The following is a 21430-nucleotide window of genomic DNA, read 5'->3' as shown; positions in this document are numbered from 1 at the left end:
GCCTTGAGACGGCACTATCCATCTTACTTTCAAAGGAAACAACATAGCTACTGACAAGTCGGGACATCGCATCAATGGCGAAATCAACTATCCGGAAATGCGTTTGAACGGGATAGACAACGAACCGCTGGGCATTGTGAGCCTGGCCGACGCGTTTCGTCTGGCTGAAGAGGCGAACGTGGATCTGGTGGAAATCGCGCCGAACGCGGTTCCCCCGGTCTGCCGCCTGATGGACTATGGCAAGTTCAAGTATTCGGAGCAGAAGAAGGCGCACGAAGCGAAGCTGAAGCAGAAAATCATCCAGGTCAAGGAAATCAAGTTCCGTCCGGGTACGGACGAGGGTGACTACAGCATCAAGCTGCGTAACCTGATCAAGTTCCTGGAAGAAGGCGACAAGACCAAGATCACGCTGCGCTTCCGTGGCCGCGAGATGGCTCACCAGGATATTGGTCAGCGCATGCTGGAGCGCCTGCGCGGCGACCTCGAGCCGTATGGCCAGGTCGAGCAGTTTCCGAAACTGGAAGGCCGCCAGATGATCATGGTGGTTGCGCCCAAGAAGAAGAAATAATTCTTCGCCGCTTCGCCGCGGGTTCGATCTCGCCGCGACAGTCAAGCCGGGCCAGGCCCGGGCCCGGGTTCGCCCGCGGCCCGGGCCTGGCCTATTCCATTTTGACGTCGTCGCGGGATTGAAATTGCCGTAGGGTGGGCTCCCCGAACCCACCAGGCCAATAAAACTGTGCTAGAATCTGCGGTTCCCATGCTCAACGGCACGGGATGCAAGACTGTAGTGGACCCGCTTCCGCTGCAGAGACAAGTGAAAGCAGGCATCCAAGAGCAGCGTTGCTGCCACCTGCAATCCTGTCACATATGAGGCTGCCTGTAAGAGGGCAGAAGACTATGCCGAAAATGAAAACCAAAAGCTCCGCGAAAAAGCGTTTTCGCGTGCGCCCGGGTGGTACCGTCAAATCGGGTATGGCGTTCAAGCGTCACATCCTGACCAAGAAGACCACCAAGAACAAGCGCCAGCTGCGTGGCACCCGCAACATCAATGCGTCCGACGTCCAGAGCGTCTACCGCATGATGCCGTCTGCTTAATCTCACATCACACTAAGGAGCTAATATGCCTCGAGTAAAACGTGGGGTTACTGCACGTGCCCGTCACAAGAAGGTTCTTGCGCTTGCCAAAGGCTATCGTGGCCGCCGCAGCAAAGTATTCCGTATTGCCAAGCAAGCCGTCATGCGCGCTGGCCAGTACGCATACCGCGACCGCCGCAACAAGAAGCGCGTTTTCCGCGCACTGTGGATCACCCGTATCAACGCAGCTTCGCGTTCGCACGGCATGACCTACAGCGCATTCATGAACGGCCTGAAGAAAGCCGCGATTGAACTGGACCGTAAAGTCCTGGCCGACATGGCTGTCAACGACAAGCCGGCTTTTGCCGCTATCGTGAACACCGTCAAGGCAAAGCTGGCTGCTTAATTCAGACAGCGAACGCAAGACCAGCATCGCGCCGCCCCGGGGTGGCCGATGCGCAAAGGACGGGGCAAAGGTTTCACGACCGATGCCCTGTTTTTGTTTCTGGCGCCTCCCGCCATCAATAGGAAAAGAACACGCATGGATCTCGCAAACCTCGCGCTGGAACAACTCGTTACGTCGGCCCAGTCCGACTTTGGCGCCGCACAAGACGCTGCCGCGCTGGAAAATGCAAAAGCGAAATACCTGGGCAAGACCGGCCAGGTGACCGAACTGATGAAGGGCCTCGGCAAGCTCGACCCCGATCAGCGCAAGGCGCAAGGTGCCCTGATCAACGCCGCCAAAGAAAAAATCGAACAGGCGTTGACGGCCCGCCGCGAGGATCTCGCCAATGCGCAATTGCTCGCCCGCTTGAACGCCGAAGCCATCGACGTCACCCTGCCGGGCCGCGGCCGTGCGACGGGCGGCATCCACCCTGTCATGCGGACCTGGGAGCGGGTCGAACAGATTTTCCGCTCGATCGGTTTCGACGTGGCCGACGGCCCCGAGATCGAAACGGACTGGACCAATTTCACGGCGCTGAACAGCCCGGAAAACCACCCGGCCCGCTCGATGCAGGACACGTTCTACATCGAAGGCAACGACAGCACCGGCAAGCCGCTGCTGCTGCGCACCCATACGAGCCCGATGCAGGTGCGCTATGCGCGCACGCACACCCCGCCGATCAAGGTGATCGCACCGGGCCGCACGTACCGCGTCGACAGCGACGCCACGCACTCGCCGATGTTCCACCAGGTCGAAGGCCTGTGGATCGGCGAAGACATCAGCTTTGCCGACCTGAAAGGCGTGTACCTGAACTTTGTGAAGGCATTCTTCGAGACGGACGACCTGCAGGTGCGCTTCCGCCCGTCGTACTTCCCGTTCACGGAACCGTCGGCCGAGATCGACATCGCCTTCGGTTCCGGTCCGCTCAAGGGCCGTTGGCTGGAAGTGTCGGGCGCCGGCCAGGTGCACCCGACGGTCGTCCGCAATTTCGGACTCGATCCGGAAAAATTCATCGGCTTCGCGTTCGGTTCGGGCCTGGAGCGCCTGACCATGCTGCGCTACGGGATCAACGATTTGCGCCTGTTTTATGAAGGCGATCTTCGCTTCCTGAAGCAATTCAACTAAGCAGCACACGTCCGATAAACACCAAGGCAAACGAATATGCAATTCTCTGAAAACTGGCTCCGTTCCATGGTCGATCCGAAGATGAATTCGGACGAACTCGCGCACCTGCTCACGATGTCCGGCCTGGAAGTGGAAGAGGTCGAACCGGTCGCGCCGCCGTTCTCCAACGTCGTCGTGGCCCAGGTCAAGGAAGTGGCCAAGCACCCGAACGCGGACCGCCTGAACGTGTGCCAGGTCGACGTGGGCACCGGCACCTTGCTGAACATCGTCTGCGGCGCGCCGAACGTGCGCGCGGGCATGAAAGCGATCTGCGCGCAAGCCGGCGCCGTGCTGCCGCCGGGTGCGGATGGCAAGCCGTTCGAGATCAAGGTCGGCAAGCTGCGCGGCGTGGAATCGCAGGGCATGATGTGCTCGGCGAAGGAACTGAAAATCTCGGAAGAGAGCAACGGCCTGATGGAGCTGCCGGCAGATGCACCCGTCGGCCAGAACATCCGCGACTATCTCGGCCTGAACGACCTGAAATTCACGATCAAGCTCACGCCGAACAAGGCCGACTGCCTGTCCGTGCTGGGCGTGGCGCGCGAAGTGTCGGCCCTGACCGGCGTGCCGATGGTGCTGCCGCAATTCCGCCCCGCGCAAGTGAACACGGACGAAGTCCTGCCCGTGAAAATTTCCGCGCCGGACCTGTGCGGCCGTTTCTCGGGCCGCGTCATCCGCGGCCTGAACGCGAAGGCGGCGACGCCCGAATGGATGAAGCGCCGCCTCGAGCGCAGCGGCCAGCGCTCGGTGTCGGCCCTCGTCGACATCTCGAACTATGTGATGCTGGAAGTCGGCCGTCCGTCGCACGTGTTTGACCTGGACAAGATCCACGGCAGCCTGGACGTGCGCTGGGGCCGCAAGGGTGAATCCCTGAAGCTCTTGAACGGCAACACGGTCGACGTCGACGACTGGGTCGGCGTGATCTCCGACGAGAAAGAGATCGAGTCGCTGGCCGGCATCATGGGCGGCGATTCGACGGCCGTTTCTCTCGACACGACGAATATCTATCTGGAAGCGGCATTCTGGTGGCCGAACGCCATCCAGGGCCGCGCCCGCCGTTACAACTTCTCGACGGATGCCGCGCACCGCTTCGAACGCGGCGTCGATTATGCGACGACGGTCGAGCACCTTGAGCGCATCACGTCGCTGATCGTCGAGATCTGCGGCACGCCCGAGACCAAGATCGGCCCGGTCGACGACCAGGCGCCGAACCTGCCGCAGCGCAAGCCGGTCACCCTGCGCACGGCGCGCGCCGCGAAAGTCATCGGCGTGCCCGTCACGGACGAGATGGTGGCCGACATCTTCACGCGCCTGCACCTGCCGTTCGAACGCGAGGACGGCCTGTTCCACGTGACGGCGCCGTCGTACCGCTTCGACATCGAGATCGAGGAAGACCTGATCGAGGAAGTGGCCCGCGTGTACGGCTTCGAAAACATCCCGACGCTGCCGCCCGTGGCGCCGTCGGCGATGCTGATCGAGCCGGAAAACACCCGTTCGCTGTTCGCCATCCGCCACCAGCTGGCCGACCTCGGCTACCAGGAAGTGGTGAACATGAGCTTCGTCGAGCAGCAGTGGGAGACGGATTTCGCCGGCAACACCGATCCGATCCGCCTGCAGAACCCGATCGCGAGCCAGATGAGCGTGATGCGCTCGACCCTGATCGGCAGCCTCGTCGCCAACGTCCGCTACAACCTGAACCGCAAGGCCGGCCGCGTGCGCGTGTTCGAAGTGGGCGGCGTCTTCCTGCGCAACCCGCAGGCGCAGGACGGCCCGCTGGCCGTGGCCGGTTTCGACCAGCCCAAGCGCGTCGCCGCCATCGCCTACGGTCCCGCCGCGGACGAGCAGTGGGGGCAGCCGACCCGCGCCGTCGACTTCTTCGACGTCAAGGCCGACGTGGAAGCGCTGTTCGCGCCGCGCGCCGTGCGATTCAGCAAGGCCGAGCACCCGGCCCTGCATCCGGGCCGCTGCGCGTCCGTCGCGGTGGACGGCAAGGTCGTCGGCATCGTCGGCGAGCTGCATCCGCGCTGGTTGCAGAAGTACGACCTGCCGCAGGCGCCCGTACTGTTCGAGATCGACGCCGACGCCTTGCGCGCGCGCGACGTGCCGCGCTACGCCGAAATCTCGAAGTTCCCGGGTGCCACGCGCGACCTGGCGCTGGTCGTCAAACAGGACGTGCCGGCCCAGGCGCTGCTCGACGCTTTCCAGTCGGAACTGGCGTCGAACCCGCTCGGCAAACTCGTGCAAGCCGTTGTTTTGTTTGATGAATACCGCGGCAAGGGTCTGGAACAAGATGAAAAAAGTCTTGCTTTCCGCTTTGGCTTGCAAGATACTCAATCGACGCTGCAGGACGATGCGGTCGAGGCCATCATGGCCGCGCTCGCAGCCTCGGCGCAACAAAAACACGGCGCAAAGTTGCGTTCGTAATAAGGGCGACATGCCTGACAGGGGCATCGGGAAACCGCCTCGGTTTCTCGAGCCCCCATCACAAATCCAGAACAAGGTAGGGCTTAAAATTAACAACAACGACGTTGATTCCGCCGTGCTCCAGGAAGCGCTGGCCGCTGATCTGCATCGTGCGATGCAGGTGGCCCGGGTACGGCAGGAAGCGGAAAAGGCGTTGCCGACCCTGACCAAGGCGGAGCTGGCTGAACTGCTGTTCGAGCAGGTCGGCCTGAACAAGCGCGAGGCCAAGGACATGGTCGAGACGTTCTTTGACGAAATCCGCAATGCGCTCGAGCGCGGCGAGGCGGTCAAGCTGTCCGGTTTCGGCAACTTCCAGTTGCGCGACAAGCCGCAGCGCCCCGGCCGTAATCCGAAAACCGGGGAAGAAATCCCCATCACGGCGCGCCGCGTCGTGACGTTCCACGCCAGCCAGAAACTCAAGGGCATGGTCGAAGAGGCGAATCCGGGTAATCCGGGGAGCCCGGGTCGTCCTTCCCTGGCGCGGGCCGCCTGATAAAGCCGTCAAGGCTTGTGAGCGATGAACGACCGACCGAACAAGATGGACCCGACCGTGCTGCCGCCGATCCCGGCCAAGCGCTATTTCACGATTGGTGAAGTCAGCGAGTTGTGCGGGGTCAAGCCGCACGTGCTCCGCTACTGGGAGCAGGAATTTACCCAGCTAAAACCGGTCAAACGCCGTGGAAACCGCCGCTATTACCAGCACCACGAAGTGCTGCTGATCCGGCGCATCCGAGAATTGCTGTACGAGCAGGGCTTCACCATCAGCGGTGCGCGCAATCGCCTGGACGGGCGGAGCCAGCACGACGCCGAAGCATTGCCGGAACCACCACCGCCGGCCGTGCCGACCATCGAGCCGGAAGCGTTGCGTGCCGAGCTGCACGCGATTCTCTCCCTGCTCAAGCACGGCTCGCCGCCAGCCTGACCGGCTCGCCGACGCGCAGCGGTCGACGCAGCCAGCTCAGGCGTGCGCTCCTATTGTTCTGCACCCCGGAGGTGCTAAAATGTCACTTGCAGTTTGCTGACTCAAACGCATGACCTGACCGGAGGCGTGAGGTGTCAGCCTCGGCTCTTTCCTGTATCGGGAAAACTTAAGGGAAGACAATGATACGCGTTGCCATTTGTGACGATCACCAGATAGTTCGAGCAGGTTTCAAACAGATTTTTTCGTCGTCGGGCGAGTTCGAAGTCGTTGCCGAAGGCGCGACAGGACGCGAAGCCCTCGATATCGCACGCCGCGAGATTTGCGACGTGCTTCTGCTGGATATCGCCATGCCGGATCAGAGCGGCATCGATATCCTGCGCACCATTCGCCAGGGCCAGCCCAATCTGCCGGTCCTGATCCTGTCCGGCTATCCAGCCCAGCAATACGCGCTGAACCTGTTCAAGATGGGGGCCAACGGCTACCTGAACAAGGAATGCGATGCCGACGAGCTCAAGACGGCCGTCCGTACCGTGTACCAGGGCCGCCGTTACGTCAGCTCGCAGGTCGGCGAACTGCTGGCCCAGAGTTTCGATCGCGATCCGAACACCGCGCTGCACACGGAATTGTCGGACCGCGAATTCCAGGTGTTCCTCCGCCTGGCGAAGGGGGCGACCGTGTCCGACATCGGCAATGCTCTGTCGCTGTCGATCAAGACGGTCTCGACTTACCGTACTCGCATCATGGAAAAGATGGGGCTGCAGTCGAACAGCGACCTGACGTACTACGCCATGAAAAACAACCTGCTCGACTGAGCAGGGCAGGCAGGCGGCCGCCGCGCGCCCGCGTGGCTGCCCATGCGCCTGCAACTGTATTAGCAATTTGTCATTTGCTGTGCAGGATTGTTAATTGCGCGTCGTCATCCCGCCACATTTTCTCGTCCGCACGCCTAATCGAACTCCATGGCAACTTTTCCCAGTCTATAATGACTCGGACAGGCCAAGCTGCGCGAAAGGAACGACCGAGGATGTTTTTTACCACCGACCCCAAGTTCAGGCCGGTTCGCAGCCTTCCGTTGTACCAGACCCTGCTGTGTGTCGTGTGTGTCCTGATCCTGGTCCTCAACGGCGTCAGCCTGGTCCGCAACCTGGATGGGCTGAAGACTGCCAATGCGCGCCAGGCCCAGGCCGATCGCGTGACGGCCAAGCTGCAATACCTGAACCTGCTCGTGACCGATGCGGAAAGCGGTCTGCGCGGCTATTACCTTTCGGGGTCGGAAACCTATCTCGGTCCGCTGCGTACGGCCGAACGTGAGCTGGACGGCCAGTTCGACAGTCTCAAGGCCCAACTGGCCGACAGCCCGTCGCAGCTGAAGAACCTGGCCCAGCTGCAAACACTCGTCACCCGCCGCATCAACCTGATGAACCAGGGCCTCGACGTGTATCGCCACGGCGGCCTGAGCGACATCGTCGCCATCGCCCAGACCCAGGAAGACAAGACCCACATGGACGAGATCCGCCTGCAGGTGGTGATCATGACGGGCGAACAGAACGAATTGCTGGCGGCGCGCAGCGCCGTGTTCTACGACCGCTACCGGCTGGCCGCACTGCGCGGGCTCGGCATCAATGTCGCGGCGCTGGTCGTGCTCGTGCTGTTCTATAACCTGATCCGGCGCGGCTTCCGCGCGCGCCTGAACGCCGAACGCGCCCTGCAGCAGACCAACGACCACCTCGAATTGCTGGTGGCGGAGCGCACGGAGCAGCTGTCCGTGCTGTCGCGTCACCTGATCCGTGTGTCGGAAGAAGAAAAGGCCAAACTGGCGCGCGAACTGCACGACGAGATGGGCGCCAACCTGACGGCCATCGGCCTGCACCTGGCGACGGTCGGCGACCAGTTGAAGATCACGCATCCGGCCCAGGCCGCCACGCTGGCCCGTGCCCGCGCCACGCTGATCGAGACGGTCGAGCTGAAGCGCCGCATCGTCGAAGACCTGCGCCCGAGCCTGCTCGACAACCTCGGCCTGTCCGCCGCGCTGCAAAGTTATTGCGAGGATTTCGGCCGCACGACGGGCGTCGATTGCGAGGCGCTCATCGAGGGCGACGTCGACGACGCCGGTCCCACGCAGGCGATCGCGCTGTTCCGCATCACGCAGGAATCGCTGAACAATATCGCCAAATATGCCCAGGCCCGCCACGTCGTGGTGCACCTGGCGCGCGAAGGCGAGGCGTTCACGCTGGAAGTCAGCGACGATGGCGTCGGCATCCCGCCGGATGCGATGCGCCGTCCCAAGTCGCATGGTCTGCTGGGAATGCGTGAACGGGCGCTGCTGTTGGGAGGGACGCTGCGGGTGGATCGCGGCGTGAACGGGATCGGAACCGCTGTCCACGCCTGCGTTCCCGTGGTCGCGCCGGGCTTCGACTCCGGTGGGTCCGCGTCAGGCGGTGCCCTGGATATTGCGGCGCTGTCCGTGGCTGGGTCGGAGGCGCCGGCAAGCGATACCGGACCGGAACATACCGACGTGACCGACCATCAATTACATCAACACTTGCGGGCAGCCCAGGCCCAGTCGCCGCTCGTGACGGCTGGCAGGGATGCCGCCACGCTCATGCGCGCGATACATCCATCAGCAGACGGTCGTACTCGCTTTTAGCGACCTTGTAGCACTCTCCCGCATAGTCTTCCAGGCCCTGGCGGTTCAGCACGGTGATATTGCCGCGGCGGTACTGGATCAGGCCTTCGTCCTGCAGCTTGCCGGCTGCGGCCGTGATGCTTTCGCGGCGCACGCCCAGCATGATCGAGATGAGTTCCTGCGTGACTTTCAGTTCGTTGCTCGGCGAGCGGTCCAGGCGGTCCAGCAGCCAGCGGCACAGTTTCTGTTCGATCGAGCTGTGGCGGCCGCCGACGGCGTTCTGGGCCATCTGGGCGAACAGGGCGTTCGTGTAGCGCATCAGGAGCTGGGGCAGGGCGCCGCCCTTGTTGAAGGCGTCGCGCAGGTATTGCGTTTTCAGGCGGTAGCCGTAGCCGGCGCTCTGGACGACGGCGCTGCAGGTGGCGCGCTCGCCCATGAACAGCGACACGCCGACGGCGCCTTCGTGGCCGACCACGGCGATTTCCGTCGTCGCGCCGTCTTCCATCACGTACAGCAGGGAGACGATGGCGGTGGTGGGGAAGTAGACGTATTCCAGCTTGCTGCCGTATTCGAACAGTTCCTTGCCGAAGGGCAGGGGAACGAGTTCCAGGTGCTCAAACAGGCTTTCCAGGTCTTGGCGCGGCAGGGCCGCGAGCAACTCGTTTTGTTGGGTGCCGCTGTAGCTCACAACCGGTCGGGCGGCCAGTTTGATTTCTTCGCTGGTCGAGGGGATCTGATTCACCGATTGCGCTTTCTTCTGAGCGGCGTTACCGAGTTGGGCGTTATTCATATTTTCCTCGTTATCTCTGACATACATCACTGGGGCGATTGCTTGGATGGGTTTCCTCATCGCGATGTGTGTACATTAATGCCATAGTCTCTTGCCGAACATAAGACTAGCTGTCGCCCCCATGTAGGTTCCATGCATGATGTTTTGTCAGTCCAGTCCTACTAGAGAGAAACTTTCGGTTGAGCCCTTTTTTTGTCACTTCAATAATGGTTTGGCGGCACTAAAACGTTTGAATGCCCGGCCGTTCCGGCCATTTCGGCCACATCCATACGCTCGATGCGGCCGCCGCCATTGCGTTTCATCCCGCCGAACTTGCCCATCCGCACATCCCGCGCCCGAATGCTCCTACACGAAGCCCGCTCCGGTGCGCCAGGAATTGGTTCACACAAGGTACGCTGGACCCGGTAAAATCGAGAGTTTTGCAAGCGCCCCACGGCGAGACCATGTCCAACGAAATCGACGCAACCACCACCGACCTCCAGGACGGCCAAGACGCTGCTGCCACCAGCAAGCCGGCCGCCACGATCGCGCGCGAAGTCGCGCGCCGCCGCACCTTCGGCATCATTTCCCACCCCGACGCCGGCAAGACGACGTTGACCGAAAAACTGCTGCTGTTCTCGGGCGCGATCCAGCTGGCCGGCACGGTCAAGGGCCGCAAGAGCGGCCGCCATGCGACGTCGGACTGGATGGACATCGAAAAGCAGCGCGGCATCTCGGTGGCGTCGTCGGTGATGCAGTTCGAATTCCGCGACCACGTGATCAACCTGCTCGACACCCCGGGCCACCAGGACTTTTCGGAAGACACGTACCGCGTGCTGACGGCCGTCGACTCCGCGCTGATGGTGATCGACGCGGCCAAGGGCGTGGAAGAACAGACGATCAAGCTGCTCGACGTCTGCCGCATGCGCGACACGCCGATCGTCACCTTCATGAACAAGCTCGACCGCGAAACCCGCGACCCGCTCGAACTGCTCGACGAGGTGGAATCCGTGCTCAAGATCGAGTGCGCGCCCGTCACGTGGCCGATCGGCATGGGCAAGAACTTCCGCGGCGTGTATCACCTGCTGAACGACGAAGTCATGCTGTTCAAGGCCGGCGAGGAAAAGGCCGACGGCGCCTACGAGATCATCAAGGGCATCGACAATCCGCGCCTGGCCGAGATGTTCCCGCTCGAGATGGACCAGCTCAAGATGGAAGTGGAACTGGTGCACGGCGCGTCGCATCCGTTCGACCTGGAGCGCTTCCTGGCGGGCGTGCAGACCCCCGTGTTCTTCGGCTCCGCCATCAACAACTTCGGCGTGCGCGAGATCCTGTCGGCGCTGATCGACTGGGCGCCGGCCCCGCGCGAGCGCGACGCCACCGTGCGCGCCGTGCGCCCGGACGAGCAGCCGTTCTCCGGCTTCGTCTTCAAGATCCAGGCCAATATGGACCCGGCCCACCGCGACCGCATCGCTTTCCTGCGCGTGTGCTCGGGCCGTTTCGAAAAGGGCATGAAGGTCAAGCACCTGCGCCTGGGCCGCGACGTCAAGCTGTCGTCCGTCGTGACGTTCATGGCGTCGAGCCGCGAGCAGGTCGAAGAAGCCTACGCGGGCGACATCATCGGCCTGCCGAACCACGGCAACATGCAGATCGGCGACAGCTTCTCGGAAGGCGAGATGCTGACGTTCACCGGCATCCCGTACTTCGCGCCGGAGCTGTTCCGCACGGTGCGCATCCGCAATCCGCTCAAGACCAAGCAGCTCCACAAAGGCCTGCAGCAACTGGGCGAAGAGGGTGCCGTGCAGGTGTTCAAGCCGGTGATGGGCAGCGACCTGATTCTCGGTGCCGTCGGCGTGCTGCAGTTCGAGGTCGTGGCGAGCCGCCTGCTCAACGAATACGGCGTCGATGCCGTGTTCGAGGGCACCAGCACCAGCAGCGCGCGCTGGGTGTCGAGCGACGACAAGAAGGCATTGTCCGACTTCGAGACGCAGCTGGCGCACAACGTCGCCTACGATGCGGCCGGCAATCTCGCCTATCTCGCCACGTCGGGCGTCAACCTGCGCCTCACGCAGGAACGCTGGCCGAAGCTGCAGTTCCACGCGACGCGCGAGCACGCGGCGAAGCTGGATTAACGCTATCGAGATGCCTGGTGGGCTCGGGGCGCTGGATTAACGCGGTCGGCATGCATGGTGGGCACTCCGTGCCCACCATGCATGCGCTGTCGTCACCCCTGCGGCTTGACGACCAGCGCCTCCACGATACTCCCCACGTAACACAGCACGAACACGATTTCGGCCAGCGTGGCGCTGACCGGCGTCGGCGCGCTTGCCAGCTGCGCCTCGATCGCGGCCGGGTCGGCCGCCAGCTTGCCGCTCAATAGCTGGTCCGCCATCGTATTCGCCGCGTCGAGCGCGAAATTGAAATACACGATCGCGGCCACGACGGCCGGCGCCAGGAACAGCAGGGCGCGCGTGCGCCGCCCCAGGTAGTACTGGCCCGCGCCGGGAAATACCAGGGCCGACAGCAACGCGCCCACGCTTTTACGTCTCATCCAATCTCCTTGTCACGATTACAGGATTGACCCATCACAAGGGACAACCTGCGGGCCGGCGTACATTCACTTAATGCACGCCGGAAATATAGCTCAGCCAGGAGGAGACCATGACGCCAGTATTCTCCCTCGACCCACTCCACCGGACCGCGTCCTAGCATGCTGGCCCGCCTGCGCATCGGTCCCAAGCTGCTGCTGGCGCCCGGCGTCGTGCTGGTGCTGTTCGTGCTGCTGTCCGCGGGCAGCTATTACGCGATGGTACGCCAGAACGACTCGCTCGACAGCATCGTGCAGCGCCGCGCCGCCAATATGCGCGCCGCGGCCGACCTGTCGGCGTCGGCACGGACGGCCAACGCCCAGGCCTACCAGGTCCTGACCTGGATCAGCGGCAGTTTTCCCCGTTTCCGCGTCGATCCCCTCGCGCAGGACCTGCAGGCCCAGCACGCAGCCGTCGACCGCGGCCTCGCCCAGCTGGCGCGCCAGACGGCCGACAGTCCGGACGAGCAGCGCTACGTCGACCAGGCCCGCGCGGCATGGGCGCAATACGTGCCGGCCGTGCGCGACGTCATCGAGATCGCCCGGATCGACCAGTCGATCAGCGCCAACGCCATGGTCAAGGCGGAGCGCGCGTTCGCCGTCGTCGCCCAGCGCCTGGCGGAACTGGCGCGGCGCGAGCAGGCGCTGTCCGAACAGGCCTCCGCGGACGCGGCCGACGATTTCCGCCTGATCGCGATCCTGATGCCAGTGGTGATCGCGCTGTCGATCGCGGCCTCGCTGGCCATCACGATGGCGGTGCGGCGCGCGCTGCTGGCCGATATCGGCGCGATCGGCGCGGCCGCCAGCGGCCTGGCCAGCGGCGACCTGACGATCCGCGCGCGCGCCTACGGCGACGATGAAATCGCCCAGGCGGCGCGTCAGCTCGACGCCGGCATCCGGGGCCTGAACGGCCAGCTGCGCACCGTGCTGGAATCGGCCCGTTCGATCGGCGCGGCGTCGCGCGAGATCACGCTGGGCCGGGCCGGCATGCCGCCGCGCGCGCACGTGCGCGAGGCGATGGAACGCGCGACGGCGTCGATGCAGGCGCTGGCGGACGCGCTCGGCGACGGCGCCGCCGGCGCGCGCAGGGCCGACGCCCTGGCCGCGCGCGCCGGTGTGGTGGCGGAAGAGGGCAACGGCATGGTGCATCGCGTCGTGACGACGATGGAGCAGGTGCGGCGCGCGGCCGTGCGCATGGAGCGCATCGGCGCCGCGATCGAGGGCACGCTGGCGCGGGCCGGCAGCGCTGCTTCGGATGTGGACGGCGGCGCGCGGGAAGCGCGCGCGCTGGCCCGGCGCGCGTATCACGCCGCGCGCGAGGCGCGCACGCTCGCGCGCGAGACCGTGGCTGCGATCGACGACGGCGGCGCCTGTGCGCTCGACGCCGGCGCCTCGATGGCGGGCCTGGCGGGCGCGGTGGAAGACATGGCCCACATCGTCGACGGCATGGGCAGCGAAGGCAGCAAACGGGCGCACGACCTGGCCGACGCCACCCAGGCGATCGTGCGCATGGACGAACTCACGCAGCAGGGTTCGCGCATGGTCGAAGAGGCGGCGCTGGCCGCGCGCGCGCTGCAGCAGCAGGCGCTCGGCCTGGCACGCACGGTGGCCGCGTTCCGGCTCGACGAAGCCGTGCAGGGCGCACACGAAACGGCCCCGCCGGGGACGCATGCGCTGCGTCCCGGCAGGGCCGGGCGTCCCTACCTCCGGCTGGCGTCCAGCCGGGGCAAGAATCGCTGATGACTCGCGGCGTCACGCGTGGGCACGGGGTGCCCACCCTACCGGATTCGTGGCGTCACGCGTGGCACGGCACGCCACCCGACGTGGCACGTGGCGTTACGCGTGGACACGGGGTGCCGACCTTGCCGTAGGGTGGGCGGCCTCCGCCCACGCGTGACGCCGGCGCTACGCGAACGCTTTTACTCGTAATCCTCGATCGGGGCGCAGCCGCAGAACAGGTTACGGTCGCCATACGCGTTGTCCGCGCGGCCGACCGGCGGCCAGTACTTCTTCTTGCGCAGCGACGGCACCGGGAAGGCGGCCACTTCGCGCGAATAGGTGTGCTGCCAGTCGTCCGCCGTGACCACTTCCGCCGTGTGCGGCGCGCCCTTGAGCGGGTTGTCCATGCGGTCGTACTCGCCGCGCTCCACCTTCACGATCTCGGCGTGGATGCAGATCATCGCCTCGATGAAGCGGTCCAGCTCCGCCTTCGATTCCGACTCGGTCGGCTCGATCATCAACGTGCCCGGCACCGGGAAGCTCATCGTCGGGGCGTGGAAGCCGAAGTCCATCAGGCGCTTGGCCACGTCCTCGTTGCTGATGCCCGTGGCGTCCTGCAGCGGGCGCAGGTCGATGATGCACTCGTGCGCGACGAGGCCGTCGTGGCCCGTGTACAGCACCGGGTAGTGCGGGGCCAGGCGGCGCGCGATGTAGTTGGCGTTCAGGATCGCCATTTCCGTCGCGGCGGTCAGGCCGTCCGCGCCCATCATCGCGATGTACATCCACGAGATCGGCAGGATCGACGCCGAGCCGTAGGCGGCCGAGCTGACCGCGCCGATGCCCTGCTCGCCGCGCCGGTAGCCGGTCGACGCCTGGTTCGGCAGGAACGGCACGAGGTGTTCGGCCACGGCCACCGGACCGACGCCCGGGCCGCCGCCGCCGTGCGGGATGCAGAAGGTCTTGTGCAGGTTCAGGTGGCTGACGTCGCCGCCGAACAGGCCCGGACCGGCCACGCCGACCAGCGCGTTCATGTTGGCGCCGTCGACATATACCTGACCGCCGTGCGCATGCACGATCTCGCACAGTTCCTTGATGCCTTCCTCGAACACGCCGTGCGTGGATGGGTAGGTGACCATCACGCAGGCCAGGTTGGCGCTGTGTTCCTCTGCTTTCTTCTTGAGGTCCGCGAGGTCCACGTTGCCGTTGGCGTCGCACGCGGTCACGACGACCTTCATGCCGACCATGTTCGCGGACGCCGGGTTCGTGCCGTGCGCCGACGACGGGATCAGGCAGATGTTGCGGTGGCCTTCGCCGCGCGACTGGTGATACTTCTGGATGATCAGGAGGCCGGCGTATTCGCCCTGCGAGCCGGCGTTCGGCTGCAGCGACACGCCCGCATAGCCCGTCACGGCGCACAGCATCGCTTCCAGCTGGCCGATCATCGCGCGGTAGCCGACGGTCTGCTCGTCGGGCGCGAACGGGTGGATGTTCGAGAACTCGGGCCAGGTCACCGGGATCATCTCGGACGTCGCGTTCAGCTTCATCGTGCACGAACCGAGCGGGATCATCGTGCGGTCGAGGGCCAGGTCCTTGTCGGCCAGCGCGCGCAGGTAGCGCAGCATCTCGTGCTCGGCGTGGTAGCGGTTGAACGTCGGGTGCGTCAGGTAGGCGCTCGTGCGGGACAGGGCGGACGGCCAGGCGTCGGCGGCATCCTTGTCCAGCGTGTCGACGTCGACGTCGGCGCCGCCGAAGATCCTTACCAGCAGCGCGATGTCGTCGCGGGTGATGGTCTCGTCCAGCGAGATGCCCACGTGGCGCGCGTCGATGCGGCGCAGGTTGACGCCGTTGTCAATGGCCGCGCGGTGGATGTCGTCGGCGTTGTCGGCGATGACGGTGATGGTATCGAAGTAGGTGTCGTTGGCCAGCTGGAAGCCCAGCTGCTGGAGCGCGGCCGCCAGGATGCCGGTGTAGCGGTGCACGCGGCGCGCGATCTGTTCCAGCCCCCGCGGGCCGTGGTAGACGGCGTACATCGACGCCATCACGGCCAGCAGCACCTGCGCGGTACAGATGTTGGAGGTCGCTTTTTCGCGGCGGATGTGCTGTTCGCGCGTCTGCAGCGCGAGGCGGAAGGCCGGGTTGCCCTGGGCGTCGATCGTGACGCCGGCCAGGCGGCCGGCCATGCTGCGCTTGTACTCGTCGCGCGTCGCCAGGTAGCCCGCGTGCGGGCCGCCGAAGCCGAGCGGCACGCCGAAGCGCTGGCTGTTGCCGACGACGACGTCCGCACCCCATTCGCCCGGCGGCGTGAGCACGGCCAGCGACAGCAGGTCGGCCGCGACGACGACCATGGCGCCCGCCGCATGCAGCTTCTCGCACGCCGCGCGGTAGTCGCGCACGTCGCCGTTCACGCCCGGGTATTGCAGCAGCACGCCGAAGCACGATTCGGTCAGGTTCTCGATGTCGCTTGCCGCGACGGTGCGCACTTCGACGCCGATCGGCAGGGCGCGGGTCTGGATGACTTCCAGCGTCTGCGGCAGCACGTCGTCGGCCACGTAGAATACTTTCGACGACGACTTGCCGACGCGCTGGATCAAGGTCATCGCTTCGGCCGCGGCCGTGCCTTCGTCCAGCATCGATGCGTTGGCGATGCCCATGCCGGTCAGGTCGGTGATGACCTGCTGGAAGTTCAGGATGGCTTCCAGGCGGCCCTGCGAGATCTCCGGCTGGTACGGCGTGTACGCCGTGTACCAGGCCGGGTTTTCGAAGATGTTGCGCAGGATGACGGGCGGCGTGTGCGTGCCGTAGTAGCCCTGGCCGATCAGCGACTTCATGACCTTGTTCTGCGCCGCGATGCCTTTCAGCTTCGCGAGCGCGGCCTGCTCGGGCAGCGGCTCGAAGAACTGGCCCAGGTCCAGCTTGTCCTTGCGGCGGATGTTGGCGGGAACGACGGCGTCGATCAGCGCGGCGCGCGTGGCGTAGCCGAGGGCGGACAGCATGGCCGCCTCTTCGGATGCGGACGGGCCGATGTGGCGCGGGATGAAGCCATCGCGTGCTTCGAGTTGGGTCAGGCTGGTGCGGGTCATGATGGAAGCGAAAAAAAGTCGGCGCGTGAGGTACCACTCCGTCGCCCCCGCGCAGGCGGGGGGCCAATTTCAGCGTGCGCGGCAGCTCGAAATTGGATTCCCGGCAAGGCGGACGGCCAGTCCGGGAATGACGATCAATCAGATCAACCTTCAGTGGCCTTGCCGTACGCAGCCGCGTCGAGCAGGTTGTTGAAGGCGGCAGGATCCGACGGCTGCAGCTTGAACAGCCAGGCGGCATACGCATCCGCGTTGATCGAATCCGGCGCGTCGGCGGTCGCCTGGTTCACGGCGGTCACGGTGCCCGACACCGGCGCATAGATGTCGCTGGCTGCCTTGACGGATTCCACGACGGCGGCGTCATCGCCGGCGGTGAAGGCCTTGCCGACCTGCGGCAGTTCGACGAACACGATGTCGCCCAGGGCGTCCTGCGCGTATTCGGTGATGCCCACGGTCAGGGTGCCGTCGGCCTCCTGGCGGATCCACTCGTGGGACTCGGTGTACTTCAGGTCGGCTGGGATGTTCATGTGCGTAACTCCGTAGTGATGGATGGTGCGGTAAGTATAGTGTTGTTCGATCAGGATGCCAGGATCTTGCCGTTACGCACGAACGGCAGTTTGACGACCGACGCGGCCAGTTTCTTGTCGCGGATTTCGACGTGGACGGTATCGCCGACGGCCACGTCCAGCGGCACGCGCGCCAGCGCGATCGCCTGCTGCATCGAGGGGCTGAAGGTGCCGCTGGTGATCTCGCCGGCATTGCCCGAGCTTGCTACGACCTTCTGGTGGGCGCGCAGGATGCCGCCTTTTTCGCGCAGGATCAGGCCGACGAACTGCTGCGTCTGGCCGGCCTGTTGCAAGGCCGCCTTGCCGATGAAGCCGTCCGGGGCACCGGCGCGCTCGGATGCGAGGTCGACGGTCCAGGCGAGGCCGGCGTCCAGCGGCGAGACGTTGTCGTCCATGTCCTGGCCGTACAGGTTCATGCCCGCTTCCAGGCGCAGCGTGTCGCGCGCGCCGAGGCCGGCCGGTTTGACGCCGGCGGCGGCGAGGGCGTTCCACAGCGCGGCGACCTGGGCGGCCGGCACGCCGATCTCGAAGCCGTCTTCGCCCGTGTAGCCGGTGCGCGCGACCATCAGTTCGCCGAACGGGGTGTCCGCCACGATCGCGGCATTGAAGGGTTTCAGGCCTTCCGACGGGCCTTGCGTCTGCGGCACGACCTGCCAGACTTTCGCGCGGGCGTTCGGCCCCTGCACGGCGACGAGGGCGATGCCGTCATCGCTCAGGTCGGCGCGGCGCGGCGTGATCGTGAGCCCGCTGGCGGTGGCGTCGTTCTGCTGGCGGATCCAGGCGATGTCCTTTTCGGCCGTGCCCGCGTTGACGACGAGGCGGAACCAGTCTTCGGCAAAGTAGTAGACGATCAGGTCGTCGATGACGCCGCCTTGGCGGTTGAGCATGCACGAGTACAGGGCCTTGCCCGGCGCCTGCAGCTTGTCGACGTTGTTCGCGAGCAGGCCGCGCAGGAATGCGCGCACGTTCGCGCCGCGCAAGTCGACCACGCACATGTGGGACACGTCGAACATGCCGGCGTCGCCGCGTACGGCATTGTGTTCTTCGATCTGGGAACCGTAGTTGACGGGCATGTCCCAGCCGCCGAAGTCGACCATCTTGGCCCCGAGGGCACGGTGTACGGAATTGAGCGGGGTCGCTTTGAGCGTCATGGGTGGATCCTCGGCAGAAAATGGGGTCGCGCACGCGGATGCCCGCATGCTCTCACACCCCTCTGTCCTCGGTACCTGAGAGATAGCGGCGCATTCTGGTTGCGTTCCGCCTGCCCCTTCGGTGGGCCATACGGCCGCTCTCCAGAGTTGGTCCGCCGCGCCATGCGCGGCAGCCCCCGACCGGTCCGGTTGCCTGAGAGTTTTTGGGTGATGCCCCTTCGGCGGCAGCCTGTGCTGCGCTCTCCCGATCAAGAGTGCGAAGTCTATGTCAGTGGTGACGGGAAGTCAATCCGAAGGCCTGCCGGTCCGGGTGCGGAAGAGGGTGCGCACACGATTGCAGCAAGGCTACATGGGCCTGCGGACGTGTTTTGTTACACTTGCCTCACGACCCCTTGTGACAGAAGAGACCCACTATGAGCGAAGATCAAGCAAAACAGAAGGAAGGGTACTTCACCCTGTCCGGCGACGTGAACAGCGACATGGTGCATCGCGTCTTCGAGGCGGTGGCCGGCATGAACGACGACGGGATCGAGACGGCGCACATCCTCCTGCAGTCGAACGGCGGCTACGTGAGCGACGGCCTGTGCCTGTACAACTTCCTGGCCAACGCCCCCGTCGACTGCATCATGTACAACGGCGGCGCCGTGGCGTCGATCGCGGTGATCCTGTTCCTGTCGGGCAAGCAGCGCTATGCGAGCGAGACGGCACGCTTCATGATCCACAAATCGCATGCGACGGCGTCGCCGGGTTCGCGTCCGGATGCGCTCAACATCATCGTCGAAGGCTTGCGCGCCGACGATGCGCGCACGGAGTCGATCCTGCGCAAGCACATCGAACTGACCCCGGAGCAGTGGGGCATCCACCAGTACGGCGACCTGCACCTGAACGCGCGCGACGCCAAGGCGGCAGGCATGGTCGACGACGTCGTCGATTTCGCGCCGCCCAAGGGCGCGTACCTGCGCAACATCTGATCCGTCGCGCGCCCGCAAAAACAGACAGAGCCCGCAGCGGTCGTCCCGCCCCGGGCTCTTTTCGTACTTCCTGTGCCGCTACCGTTCGCGGCCGCGCCCGGAAACCGGCGCCGCCCGGCGTGCGCTGCGATCAGCGCTTGTTGTCGTTCTTGTGGCTTTGACGGCCAGCCTCGGCATGTTGCTCCGGGGTGCCGCCGCGGCTGCCGCCCGAACCGCCCGAGCGCGAGCCGGACTGCGAGCCCGACTGCTGGTTGCCGGACGACTGCGACGACGACTGCAGGTTGCCGTCGTTCTTGTGGCTTTGCTGGCCGGCCTTGACGTGTTGTTCGTGGGTGCCGCCCTGCTTGCCCGAGCGCGATTTTTTGTTCGAAGCCATGATCATTCCTTTCGATAGTGGAGATGTCTTGCTTGCCGAATTTGCATCCAAACATTGATATTTGGTAGCGATTTCGGTATCGCAATGATGCGAGCCCGGCAATTGAACGGGTATCGGATCACCCCTTGAGCGTTTGTAGGACTGGACGCATTTCGAGAGCAATAATCTTCTCCGCTTCCGGGGAATTCGTATATTCTTATTCGCCGGCAAGCGTATTTTGCGGCGCAGCATAGCGTTTTACGCTGTCGAGATGGCTCGTCAATAGCATAAGCATTTTCCTTTCGCCGGCACTGGCGGCGGCGCGTCCATGTGGCGAATCGGAAGAGCGAATCGATTTTCATTGCCAGTTGGAAATTATGTGCCACAATACGTGGCATTCGTTTCCATTGCCACCATGTCCTCCAGCAAAGTCCAGATGCCGGCCGCCAGCAAGGCCGCGTCGCCGCAGCAGGCGACGCTGGATGCGCTCGCCGGTATCGCCGACGACTACGTCAAGGAGCAGCTCGCCGCGATGACGGCGCGCATGGCCGCGGCGCTGGGCGACGTCGGCCAGCAGCAGGGCGACCCGCAGGACATCTACCGGCGCGTGAAGGCGGCCCGGCTGCTGAAGGACAACGCCTACGCCTTCTTCCACGTCGCATCGGGCGCGATCGACCTGGCGCTGCGCCGCGAACTCGGGCGCCTGGCGCCGGAGGCCGCTGCGAAGCGCACGCCGGCCGCCGCGCTGAGCCTCGTCCCGCTCGAGGAAATCGACAGCCGGCTCGCCCTGGGCGCGCTCGCGCGACCCTTCGACATTGCCCATTCCGACGCCCTCGCGACCCTGGCCGTGCGCCTCGGCATGCTGCTCGGGCGCGGCGTGCTGCGCGCCGACAGCAATCCCTTCCGTCCCGACGTCTTCCTCGGCGCGATCGAGGCGGCGTGGCGCGAATTCGAGCCGGAAGCCGATGCCCACGGCCTCGTCCTGCCCCTGCTGCGTCCGGACGTCGTGTTCGATTTCGCGCCCCTGTTCGACGCGCTCATCGGCGCACTGCGCAAGGGCGGCCAGCCGGGCTCCGTCGACGCCTACCGCATCCAGAAGACGGATGACGCGGCCGCCGCGAAGGCGGCCCGCGCCGGCCAGCGCGCGGCCCTCGCCGACCAGTTGCGCAAGCTGTTCGGCGACGACGGCGGCGACGATGGCGTGCCGCTGATTCCCGATCTGCCCGACCTGCCGTCCAGCGGCGGCGGCTGGCGGCCCAGCGGGGCGGGCGCGTTTGCGGCGCCGCCCGGCACGGCGCTGCCGCCGGCGGCGCAGGGCGCGCCGGTATCCGTGGTCCAGGGCGCGCCGGCATCCGCCGTCCACGGCGCGCCGATATCTCCCACCCACGGCGCTGCCGGCGCGGCGCCGGCGCCGGCGCAGCCGGTGACGGGCGGCGCGCTGCCCGCCGCCGGCTTCGCGCCGTCCGCGGCACAAGCCGGGCCGGGCGTGCCGATGGGGGCCAGCGACCCCGCGCAGGCCGGCTGGTCGGCCGCCCTGCACG

The 21430-nt window shown here is 65.2% G+C and carries 19 protein-coding genes and 2 riboswitches; of the genes, 13 read left to right on the top strand and 6 right to left on the bottom strand.

Features of this window, described 5'->3' with window-relative positions:
- Positions 1-16 precede the first annotated feature (16 nt).
- The 9 genes from infC (at position 17) to ASC93_RS01065 (ending at position 8715) form a co-directional block, all read left to right on the top strand.
- Entirely contained in the window at positions 17-568 is a 552-nt protein-coding gene (gene infC, locus ASC93_RS01105; RefSeq protein ID WP_267874918.1) for a translation initiation factor IF-3, read from the top strand.
- A gap of 329 nt (positions 569-897) precedes the next feature.
- Positions 898-1095: a 50S ribosomal protein L35 gene (gene rpmI, locus ASC93_RS01100; RefSeq protein WP_056135342.1), complete on the top strand. Its 198-nt coding sequence runs from the start codon at positions 898-900 to the stop codon at positions 1093-1095.
- A gap of 25 nt (positions 1096-1120) precedes the next feature.
- Positions 1121-1480: a 50S ribosomal protein L20 gene (gene rplT, locus ASC93_RS01095; RefSeq protein ID WP_056135339.1), complete on the top strand. Its 360-nt coding sequence runs from the start codon at positions 1121-1123 to the stop codon at positions 1478-1480.
- 135 nt (positions 1481-1615) lie between these two features.
- Entirely contained in the window at positions 1616-2644 is a 1029-nt protein-coding gene (gene pheS / locus ASC93_RS01090) for a phenylalanine--tRNA ligase subunit alpha (RefSeq protein ID WP_056435678.1), read from the top strand.
- A gap of 36 nt (positions 2645-2680) precedes the next feature.
- Positions 2681-5107 carry a phenylalanine--tRNA ligase subunit beta gene (gene pheT, locus ASC93_RS01085; protein WP_056435675.1) on the top strand — a complete coding sequence of 809 codons (2427 nt, stop codon included), beginning with the start codon at positions 2681-2683 and terminating at the stop codon, positions 5105-5107.
- 154 nt (positions 5108-5261) lie between these two features.
- Positions 5262-5639, top strand: a complete 378-nt coding sequence (locus tag ASC93_RS01080) for an integration host factor subunit alpha (protein WP_056435672.1) — start codon at positions 5262-5264, stop codon at positions 5637-5639.
- 24 nt (positions 5640-5663) lie between these two features.
- Complete coding sequence (locus ASC93_RS01075; RefSeq protein WP_056435669.1) at positions 5664-6068, top strand: MerR family transcriptional regulator; 405 nt, start codon at positions 5664-5666, stop codon at positions 6066-6068.
- 179 nt (positions 6069-6247) lie between these two features.
- Positions 6248-6880, top strand: coding sequence for a response regulator transcription factor (locus ASC93_RS01070; protein ID WP_036228513.1), 633 nt, complete (start codon positions 6248-6250; stop codon positions 6878-6880).
- Between the two features lie 212 nt (positions 6881-7092).
- Positions 7093-8715: a CHASE3 domain-containing protein gene (locus ASC93_RS01065; RefSeq protein WP_056435667.1), complete on the top strand. Its 1623-nt coding sequence runs from the start codon at positions 7093-7095 to the stop codon at positions 8713-8715.
- Here the strand turns inward: ASC93_RS01065 and ASC93_RS01060 are convergent.
- Positions 8669-9484: a Crp/Fnr family transcriptional regulator gene (locus ASC93_RS01060; RefSeq protein ID WP_056435664.1), complete on the bottom strand. Its 816-nt coding sequence runs from the start codon at positions 9482-9484 to the stop codon at positions 8669-8671. The genes ASC93_RS01065 and ASC93_RS01060 overlap by 47 nt on opposite strands.
- Before the next feature lie 443 nt (positions 9485-9927).
- Between ASC93_RS01060 and ASC93_RS01055 the strand changes: the two genes are divergently transcribed.
- Complete coding sequence (locus tag ASC93_RS01055) at positions 9928-11595, top strand: peptide chain release factor 3 (RefSeq protein WP_056435661.1); 1668 nt, start codon at positions 9928-9930, stop codon at positions 11593-11595.
- A gap of 92 nt (positions 11596-11687) precedes the next feature.
- Here ASC93_RS01055 and ASC93_RS01050 read toward each other — a convergent pair whose 3' ends face one another.
- Complete coding sequence (locus ASC93_RS01050; protein ID WP_157201698.1) at positions 11688-12014, bottom strand: hypothetical protein; 327 nt, start codon at positions 12012-12014, stop codon at positions 11688-11690.
- 159 nt (positions 12015-12173) lie between these two features.
- Between ASC93_RS01050 and ASC93_RS01045 the strand changes: the two genes are divergently transcribed.
- Positions 12174-13790 carry an MCP four helix bundle domain-containing protein gene (locus ASC93_RS01045; protein WP_056435655.1) on the top strand — a complete coding sequence of 539 codons (1617 nt, stop codon included), beginning with the start codon at positions 12174-12176 and terminating at the stop codon, positions 13788-13790.
- Between the two features lie 179 nt (positions 13791-13969).
- On the opposite strand, the gene gcvP is transcribed toward ASC93_RS01045, so the two are convergent.
- The 3 genes from gcvP to gcvT all read right to left on the bottom strand — a co-directional run bounded on the left by gcvP (position 13970) and on the right by gcvT (position 18563).
- Positions 13970-16849 carry an aminomethyl-transferring glycine dehydrogenase gene (gcvP, locus tag ASC93_RS01040; RefSeq protein ID WP_056435652.1) on the bottom strand — a complete coding sequence of 960 codons (2880 nt, stop codon included), beginning with the start codon at positions 16847-16849 and terminating at the stop codon, positions 13970-13972.
- Between the two features lie 143 nt (positions 16850-16992).
- On the bottom strand, positions 16993-17373 hold the full coding sequence (gene gcvH, locus ASC93_RS01035) for a glycine cleavage system protein GcvH (RefSeq protein ID WP_056435649.1): 381 nt from the start codon (positions 17371-17373) through the stop codon (positions 16993-16995).
- Positions 17374-17423: 50 nt separating this feature from the next.
- On the bottom strand, positions 17424-18563 hold the full coding sequence (gene gcvT / locus ASC93_RS01030; RefSeq protein ID WP_056435646.1) for a glycine cleavage system aminomethyltransferase GcvT: 1140 nt from the start codon (positions 18561-18563) through the stop codon (positions 17424-17426).
- Positions 18564-18615: 52 nt separating this feature from the next.
- A riboswitch (glycine riboswitch) is annotated at positions 18616-18718 on the bottom strand.
- 16 nt (positions 18719-18734) lie between these two features.
- Positions 18735-18820: riboswitch (glycine riboswitch) on the bottom strand.
- A gap of 156 nt (positions 18821-18976) precedes the next feature.
- On the opposite strand from gcvT, the gene ASC93_RS01025 reads away from it, so the two are divergent.
- A complete protein-coding gene (locus tag ASC93_RS01025) occupies positions 18977-19534 on the top strand; it encodes an ATP-dependent Clp protease proteolytic subunit (protein WP_056435642.1) in 558 nt (185 codons plus the stop codon).
- Positions 19535-19664: 130 nt separating this feature from the next.
- On the opposite strand, the gene ASC93_RS01020 is transcribed toward ASC93_RS01025, so the two are convergent.
- Positions 19665-19910: a hypothetical protein gene (locus ASC93_RS01020; RefSeq protein ID WP_056436826.1), complete on the bottom strand. Its 246-nt coding sequence runs from the start codon at positions 19908-19910 to the stop codon at positions 19665-19667.
- A 394-nt stretch (positions 19911-20304) separates the two neighbouring features.
- On the opposite strand from ASC93_RS01020, the gene ASC93_RS31835 reads away from it, so the two are divergent.
- Positions 20305-21430: DUF1631 family protein (locus ASC93_RS31835; RefSeq protein WP_229412530.1), on the top strand; the 1126-nt coding region annotated here is incomplete at its 3' end.

The organism is Massilia sp. Root335 (genome assembly GCF_001425685.1).
Taxonomy (GTDB): domain Bacteria; phylum Pseudomonadota; class Gammaproteobacteria; order Burkholderiales; family Burkholderiaceae_D; genus Telluria; species Telluria luteola.
Note: the sequence above shows the minus strand (reverse complement) of the source record. Positions and strands in the feature narration are given on the sequence as shown.

Bases quoted from the DNA above. Each gene is read 5' to 3' on its own strand.
- rpmI (WP_056135342.1), top strand. From the start codon at position 898: ATGCCGAAAATGAAAACCAAAAGCTCCGCGAAAAAGCGTTTTCGCGTG.
- rplT (WP_056135339.1), top strand. From the start codon at position 1,121: ATGCCTCGAGTAAAACGTGGGGTTACTGCACGTGCCCGTCACAAGAAG.
- pheS (WP_056435678.1), top strand. From the start codon at position 1,616: ATGGATCTCGCAAACCTCGCGCTGGAACAACTCGTTACGTCGGCCCAG.
- pheT (WP_056435675.1), top strand. From the start codon at position 2,681: ATGCAATTCTCTGAAAACTGGCTCCGTTCCATGGTCGATCCGAAGATG.
- ASC93_RS01080 (WP_056435672.1), top strand. From the start codon at position 5,262: ATGCAGGTGGCCCGGGTACGGCAGGAAGCGGAAAAGGCGTTGCCGACC.
- ASC93_RS01075 (WP_056435669.1), top strand. From the start codon at position 5,664: ATGAACGACCGACCGAACAAGATGGACCCGACCGTGCTGCCGCCGATC.
- ASC93_RS01070 (WP_036228513.1), top strand. From the start codon at position 6,248: ATGATACGCGTTGCCATTTGTGACGATCACCAGATAGTTCGAGCAGGT.
- ASC93_RS01065 (WP_056435667.1), top strand. From the start codon at position 7,093: ATGTTTTTTACCACCGACCCCAAGTTCAGGCCGGTTCGCAGCCTTCCG.
- ASC93_RS01060 (WP_056435664.1), bottom strand. From the start codon at position 9,484: ATGAATAACGCCCAACTCGGTAACGCCGCTCAGAAGAAAGCGCAATCG.
- ASC93_RS01055 (WP_056435661.1), top strand. From the start codon at position 9,928: ATGTCCAACGAAATCGACGCAACCACCACCGACCTCCAGGACGGCCAA.
- ASC93_RS01050 (WP_157201698.1), bottom strand. From the start codon at position 12,014: ATGAGACGTAAAAGCGTGGGCGCGTTGCTGTCGGCCCTGGTATTTCCC.
- ASC93_RS01045 (WP_056435655.1), top strand. From the start codon at position 12,174: ATGCTGGCCCGCCTGCGCATCGGTCCCAAGCTGCTGCTGGCGCCCGGC.
- gcvP (WP_056435652.1), bottom strand. From the start codon at position 16,849: ATGACCCGCACCAGCCTGACCCAACTCGAAGCACGCGATGGCTTCATC.
- gcvH (WP_056435649.1), bottom strand. From the start codon at position 17,373: ATGAACATCCCAGCCGACCTGAAGTACACCGAGTCCCACGAGTGGATC.
- gcvT (WP_056435646.1), bottom strand. From the start codon at position 18,563: ATGACGCTCAAAGCGACCCCGCTCAATTCCGTACACCGTGCCCTCGGG.
- ASC93_RS01025 (WP_056435642.1), top strand. From the start codon at position 18,977: ATGAGCGAAGATCAAGCAAAACAGAAGGAAGGGTACTTCACCCTGTCC.
- ASC93_RS01020 (WP_056436826.1), bottom strand. From the start codon at position 19,910: ATGGCTTCGAACAAAAAATCGCGCTCGGGCAAGCAGGGCGGCACCCAC.